This window comes from Mesorhizobium sp. M7A.F.Ca.US.007.01.2.1 (assembly GCF_003998165.1).
Lineage (GTDB): Bacteria > Pseudomonadota > Alphaproteobacteria > Rhizobiales > Rhizobiaceae > Mesorhizobium > Mesorhizobium ciceri.
This window is the reverse complement of the sequence record NZ_RZQP01000289.1, coordinates 1-6595: the sequence shown is the minus strand read 5'-3', so window position 1 is coordinate 6595 and position 6595 is coordinate 1. Positions and strand designations below refer to the sequence as shown.

Annotated in this window: 8 protein-coding genes; 5 read left to right on the top strand and 3 right to left on the bottom strand. The window is 57.5% G+C overall.

Annotated features, from left to right (window positions below; translation table 11 throughout):
- Positions 1 to 674 (bottom strand): transglutaminase family protein (locus EN949_RS31390; protein ID WP_164782597.1); only part of this gene is annotated, 674 nt, incomplete at its 3' end.
- 93 nt (positions 675 to 767) lie between these two features.
- Positions 768 to 1640, bottom strand: a complete 873-nt coding sequence (locus EN949_RS31385; protein ID WP_127366479.1) for a transglutaminase family protein — start codon at positions 1638 to 1640, stop codon at positions 768 to 770.
- A gap of 365 nt (positions 1641 to 2005) precedes the next feature.
- On the opposite strand from EN949_RS31385, the gene EN949_RS31380 reads away from it, so the two are divergent.
- The 5 genes from EN949_RS31380 (at position 2006) to EN949_RS31355 (ending at position 5957) form a co-directional block, all read left to right on the top strand.
- Positions 2006 to 2191: a hypothetical protein gene (locus tag EN949_RS31380; protein WP_127366480.1), complete on the top strand. Its 186-nt coding sequence runs from the start codon at positions 2006 to 2008 to the stop codon at positions 2189 to 2191.
- Between the two features lie 502 nt (positions 2192 to 2693).
- A complete protein-coding gene (locus EN949_RS31375; protein WP_127366481.1) occupies positions 2694 to 3782 on the top strand; it encodes a L,D-transpeptidase in 1089 nt (362 codons plus the stop codon).
- Positions 3783 to 4298: 516 nt separating this feature from the next.
- Positions 4299 to 4487, top strand: a complete 189-nt coding sequence (locus EN949_RS31365) for a hypothetical protein (RefSeq protein ID WP_127366483.1) — start codon at positions 4299 to 4301, stop codon at positions 4485 to 4487.
- 225 nt (positions 4488 to 4712) lie between these two features.
- Complete coding sequence (locus EN949_RS31360) at positions 4713 to 4994, top strand: hypothetical protein (protein ID WP_245459229.1); 282 nt, start codon at positions 4713 to 4715, stop codon at positions 4992 to 4994.
- A 615-nt stretch (positions 4995 to 5609) separates the two neighbouring features.
- Positions 5610 to 5957 (top strand): response regulator, encoded by a 348-nt coding sequence (locus EN949_RS31355; protein ID WP_127366487.1) that lies wholly within the window; start codon positions 5610 to 5612, stop codon positions 5955 to 5957.
- A gap of 79 nt (positions 5958 to 6036) precedes the next feature.
- Here EN949_RS31355 and EN949_RS36820 read toward each other — a convergent pair whose 3' ends face one another.
- Positions 6037 to 6357 (bottom strand): sensor histidine kinase, encoded by a 321-nt coding sequence (locus EN949_RS36820; RefSeq protein WP_245472551.1) that lies wholly within the window; start codon positions 6355 to 6357, stop codon positions 6037 to 6039.
- Positions 6358 to 6595 lie beyond the last annotated feature (238 nt).

Below are 6595 nucleotides of genomic sequence, written 5' to 3'. Positions count from 1 at the left end.
GCGTCGAAGGTGAACCAATGACCACCGAGATAGGCTTGGAACCAGGCGCTGAAATCCATCGGATCTGGCACGGGCGGGACCCCGATATCCCCCAGATAACCCGTACAATAGCGCGCCGGAATGTTCATGCAGCGACACAGTGCAATAGCCAGATGAGCAAAGTCACGGCAAACACCGGTTCGATCGAGGAAGCCGCCATGAGCTGTGCGCAGCGCGTCGGCGTTCTGGTAGCTGAACGCTATGTGATTGTGAACGAAATCGCAGATTGCCTGGACGCGAGCCCATCCAGGCCTTGTGTTGCCAAAGGTCGCCCAGGCGAAATCCCCGAGACGATCGGTGTCGCAGTACCGGCTTCCTAGAAGGAAAGTTAGTACTTCATCCGGCAGGTCTTTTATATCGTGTTGTATGGCCTCGGGGGCGACGATGTCCGGATTGCCGCTGTCGTAGATTTCAAAGGTGGTTGAAATCGTCGTCAATCCAGCAGGGGCCTCGATCCTTGTGCAGGCATTGCCGAAACTGTCGATGTAGCCCCTTGCTTCGATCGGCCGATCAAAGCCAATCACCTGTTCCGTCAGCAGGTCGACCCGACGTGACGGGTGGATTTCCAGAACGAGAAGCATCGGCGTTGGCTTAGGACACTCGTAGGTGAGATTGTAACCTGCGCGTATCCGCATCGTCGCTCCAAATGTTCTTGATTGAGGAGACGGCCAAACTCCGCTTTGACGAATCGGTTCCACCACATTCATTGGGCGAGGGTTCTGGTCTGATTATTCCCTGGTAACTTTCACCTCGACGTCCATGCCCAAAAAACTCGAAGCGCTTCCCGAGTAGCTGCCGGAAAGAGGGATCGCCTGTCGCGGGTGTCGAGCGACTGCCACCCTGATCAGTTCCCGATTACCGACAATGCCATTGGTCGGATCGAACTCGACCCAACCGGCTCCAGGCAAATAGACCTGGCACCAGGCGTGGGTCGATCCTCCACCTCGTACCTCCAACTTGTCTCGGGTTGGAACGTAGATATATCCGGTCACGAAACGCGCAGCGAAACCAAGCGATCGAACAGCTTCCATCATGAACAGTGCGAAGTCACGGCATGTGCCTCGCCGCAGATGTAGCGTGACAAGAGGCGGTTGTGTCCCGGGTTCCGTTCGACGGGAATACACAAAGCTTTCGTGGATGGCATAGCAGAGTGTCATCAACAGTGTGCCCGTCTCTGTCTTGCCACCGGCACTCAAGAATTGTCGTGCCCATTTTCCAATCTCGTCCCCTTCGTCGGGATGATGGCGCTCGATGGTCTGGGAAAGGTCGGTTGCTTCGTCAGATTCGTATGAAAACGGATAGCTGAGTGCTGCTTCGTCGATGCGAAAATCGGGCGCGTGCTGAGGCGTATGATCAAGCCGAATGGCTGTTTCGAAGTGCAGTGCTTTAGCTGCCCCCTTGAAATCGAGCACGGCAACGCAGTTTCCAAAAACGTCGTGGATCCAACGGAGCTCTTTCGGCTCGGGATCAATGACCATGGCGTGGTCTAGAAGTCTCTGGTCGAAGCTGTCGCGCGGCCTGAATATCAGCCGGTGTTCGCCAAACCTTACAGGTCGGCTGTAACGATAGACAGTCGAGTGCCTCACTGAAAAAATAGGCATGATGTCCTTGTGCCTTCTGCATACACACCGTGGTTTCTCAGGGACGATCGAGTGGCCTTGGTGCGGAGAGACTCAACGTCTGACTAAGCAATTAAAGCGGCCAAATACCGGCCGCTAGTCGGACAATGTCGCTACTGCCGGGCTTCCTACAATGTCGATGCCGTCAATCTGGAGGCGGCAGGGCATCAAGGCACACGCGAGATCGGGATGGCGTTTCCCACCTCTCGGTTCGAACTTTCCTCGCCGAGATACGTCAGATCTGTGGATTTGTAATATCCTGCCCAAGGCGTAATGTCTCAACCGGTCCCTTTCGACACCGTTGCGAGCGCGCGAAGAAAACTAAAGCAGAGAAGGACGCCGAAACGTTGGCTTACACGGTGATCTGGTACGGCAAGCAAGGCATTGTCGAGAAAGCGTCGTTCGAGACCGAGAAGGCTGCACGGGATAACGCGCTTGCCAATTTTTCCGCACGAAACTCAGACGGTATTGTAGCGGTCGAGGTTCGCAAGGACGACGGCTCGGTTGTATTCAGCCAAGCAGGTAGCAACTAATAGTCCGCATCTTGGTCAGGTCTAGAATGAGATTTTCCGTCCCCATCCCTGCTCCTTGGCCGGAGCCTCAACGGGCTAAGACGCAGCACCGCGGCGGCATCATGGGACAGAACACCAAGACCGGGGCTTGGCAGACCCTTTGCCCTGGCCTGTAGACCAACGGCGTATTGCTTCTGTAACGTCGGGAATTCCGCTGCGCCTTTTAGTCGGGCGTCTCCCAGCTTGATCCACGATCGGTACCGTCATGTTAATCAGCTCTCGCGTCCGAGCTTCGGTAATCCGGGTTCGCGTGCAAGGAGACGGATCAGAGTCTTCTGGCTCCTCCGTGGCGGATCGGATGCTTTCTGAACAAATTCGGAACCCAGGGCGTCACGGCGCTAAGTTCCCCTAGCAGGTCTGCAGGCACAGTGAGTTGAATTGGACATCGATGTTAAGAGACCAGTAACCAATCCGGCAGAATGTCGCTTGCGGCCTCTTTTCGCTGCCAGGAGACACACCCCACATGCGACGCGGCCTCGGTCTACTTGTACTCACCTTCAGCACGGCACTTGGCGCTGGCACGGCAACGTTGGTCATCTCACCAGCTCACGCCGCGTCATTGCTTACCCCCGATACCGTCAACGCAGCGCCCCTCGATGCAATTTCGCCGACGTATGCGCCCCCCGATTCGAAGATCGATCCGCTGACCACCGGCAGCACGTTCAATGTCGGTGCCGCCGCCCCTTCGACGGAGTTTACGCAAGCCCCTGCGGCAGACGCGCCCTCGCCGTCCATAGTTCGGTTGCAGGTATTGCTCGACCGGGCGGGGGCGTCGCCAGGAGTTATCGACGGTCTTGATGGCGGCAACCTGCGGCACGCCATCGCAGCCTTTGAAGTGATGCGTGGCCTCCCGGTCGACGGAAAGATTGGACTCAAGGTCATCGCCGCCATAGACGCGGACAAGCAGGTTATCGGCAGCTACGTCGTCACGGCGGACGACCTTTCCACGGTGGTGGGTGCCATTCCGAAAGACTACGCCAAAATGGCGGAGATGAAATACCTCGGCTACGCCCGTCCAAGCGAGGCCATGGCCGAGCGTTTCCACATGGACGAGGATTTTCTGAAGGCACTCAATCCTGGCGCGACCTTCGCCGAGGGAGAAACGATTTCGGTGGCCGATCTAGGTTCGGGGAAGCGCGGAACGGCCGCCAGACTGGAAGTAGACAAGGCCGAAGGCCAGGTTCGCGCCTATGCGGAAGACGGCTCACTCCTGGCGGCCTTTCCGGCCACAATTGGCAGCGAGGAGAACCCATCCCCGTCCGGCATGCATACAGTAAGGGCGGTGGTCACGAACCCGAGCTACACCTACAATCCCAAGCTCAATTTCAAACAGGGCAACAACGACAAGGTCCTGACCCTTCCGCCCGGTCCCAATGGCCCCGTCGGCACGGTGTGGATCGACTTGTCTGAACCGAGCTTCGGTATTCACGGGACCCCCGAGCCCGCCCGTATTGACAAGACCGGCTCCCATGGCTGTGTACGCCTGACCAATTGGGATGCTGGAGAACTTGGCAAGCTTCTCAGTCCCGGCGTGCCGGTCCAGTTCCTCTGAGCGGCGCGGACAATCCGGCCGCAGACTTCGACTATCCGCCCGATGTCGAGGAGACGCAGAGCCCCGAAACTACGCTAGCGCCGGAATGATCAACGGTACCGAGACGAAGCCAGAACTGCAATACGCCTGAACCTTGGATGCAATTGACACCATGTAATCAGGGCCTCGCGCAACATTAGCGGGCAGTCTCTTACCTACATTATGACCACCCTCGGCCTCGAAATCCGCGCGTCGCCGCCCTGCACCGTCGAATAAGCCGGAGATCTCGTCGCACGCTGTGCACTTTTCTAAATCGCGGGGCGTTTGCGGGAACAAGCATGATTGGAACTCGATGGGCATTCGTGGGTTACGTCATGAAGAGGAGACATCGCCGTGAAACTGTTACACCTTGCCCCCATCGCTATTCTTGCCTGCGCCCTGGCTCTTTCCGCTTGCGCTAATACCGTCCGAGGCGTCGGTAGGGACGTCAAGTCGACGGCGAACGCAGTTGACGACACCGTCAACAAACCCTGATCGATGCAGCGGACCGTCACGGTTATCGAGAAGGCAACTGGTCGGGTGATCGGCGCACTGCCAATCGATCTTGCAGGCCAAGTTCACCAAGCCTCGGATGATGAGTATTTTGCGAAGGCGTTCGAAGCTGCAGTCGACAGCGGCCTCATCAATGAGGGTGATGCGCGTTTGGTTGAATTCCGGCTCGAATAGTCAGGCCGACCGAGGTCAGCGAATCACTCAAGCAACCCGTCCCTGCGCCGAGCGGTCAATTATTGTCGCACCGCCTGCATGACGTTTGGGGTCATGAATTCGTCGACGAAGTCACCTATTTGGCGGCAACTCTGCGTGCGTATGAGTGATCTTTTTCGTCTGCGTGGCTGCATTGTCTACGGAACAAAACGTATGGTGCGTAGTTGTATATTAGTGAAGGCTAATATGATGCTGCTTGCGTTGGGCAGTGCGCCTGAGACCGAGGCACTGTCGTCCAGGAATGCCAACGCGGAAATTCTTGGAGCGTTCGACCTCAACAACAAAACGGAGGCCAAATTCCCCATCGCCCGCCTCGGAGAGGCAATCCAGTTCGTCGCAAAAGCCTCAGTGCTCGGATATGACGCCCGGGCCGCAATGGTCTTCTATGGGGAATCTGGCACACCACTTAGGTTGATTGACTGCGACCGGCTATGGGCCAAGTACGGCGCTGCCCTGCTCGAGCCATAGACTTCGGTCTGTGGAAGCTGAGGATAAAGGTCGGGCCGTTAAGCTTGGCTTTACTTCAGATAAAGGTCACAGGGAGCCTGGAAACCGGCCTTACCGAAGGGGGAAGCCCTCACCTCTTGAGTGGAGAATGTGCTGACTTCTGAAGAATTTAAAGCTTGGCGCAACGGCCTTGGAATCAGCCAGACGGAAGCGGCGACGGCGCTGAGGCGTTTCCCGAGGGTCCATCGAGAACCACGATCGCGAGCAAAGTGGAGAAAAGGGACTGTCCCCATCCCCGAACCACGAACTCGCATGCTACGCCGTCTTGGCGCAAATCCATGCCGTGCTGGGGCCGGCGATCGGCTTCACTTTTAGATCCGTGGTTTGCTCGGGTCGAAGGGAATTGACCGCGTTCATAGCGACAGCCAATAAAAAGCCCGCCTGGGTCAGGCGGGTTCGGACGCGAAGCATCACATTGCCCAAATCCCTTGCCCGTCCACGCTAGTAGGCCGCGAACTTCGACTCTTGGCGCTGAATGCTTGGATTGCAAGTTTTTGTGGATCGATCTGGGCGCAACAGAGTTGTGGACCGCCAGCATCATTTTGGCAGGAGGGTCTAGTGCCACCTAGCATCTGCGTGTTGGTTGTCGAGGACGAGCCGCTAATCCGCATGGACATCGCGGATTTCCTGCTCGGCGAGGGTTTCGAGGTATTGGAGGCTGCCAATGCCGATGAGGCAATTGACTTGCTCGAAACCAATGCCCAGATCCAGCTCATGTTCACTGACGTCGACATGCCAGGTAGCGTGGATGGCGTAAAGCTTTCTGCTGCTGTACGCGACCGCTGGCCACCCATCAGGATTGTAGCGACGTCAGGCCATCGCGCGGTGTCGGTCACGGACCTTCCGAAAGGCAGCCTGTTTTATGCCAAGCCGTATGACAACGCAGCCATAGCGGCAAGTTTACGCGACTTGGTCTCAACTTGACATGGCCGCCCTGCCAGTTCTTCCGCCTCCATGGCGTGGGCTCGATCACCAGCTTCGGCCTTTGAAGGCGAGCGCGCGGTTATTGTGTGAGGCGCTGCGGCTGGATTTTCAGCGTGACGATCAGGCCCTGCTTTGCCCAATCGTAAGCGATCGAGCCACGCAGATGCCCGGTTACGCTACGCTCGACCAATCTGCTTCCGTAGCCGGGCGGATCTGCAGGTGTCTCAACGAGCGGTCCGCCACTTTCTGTCCAGACGATGGTGACGGCGTCATCTTGCGCCGAGCACGATACATCCAGCGTGCCTGCTTCCGCCGACAAGGCGCCGTATTTGAGAGAGTTGGTTGCAAGTTCATGAATGATAAGCGCCAGGATAGTTGCCGATGATTCACCAACACTCATCCTTCGCACCGACACCCTGATGCGGCCGCTAAACGCCCCCAGATCGTCATAAGGCGCAAGCAGTACCGTAAGTAGGTCGCAAGCAGCGCAGAGGCGGCCTCAGTCTGGCCGGGCACCGGCCGCCACCAGATGATGGGCTCGCCCCAAGGCAGTCAACCGCTGTGTAAGCTCGCGCGCCAGGTCATTGGTCGTCGTCGTCGAACGCGAGCTAATGGCAGTAAGGCCGGAGTCTATGGTC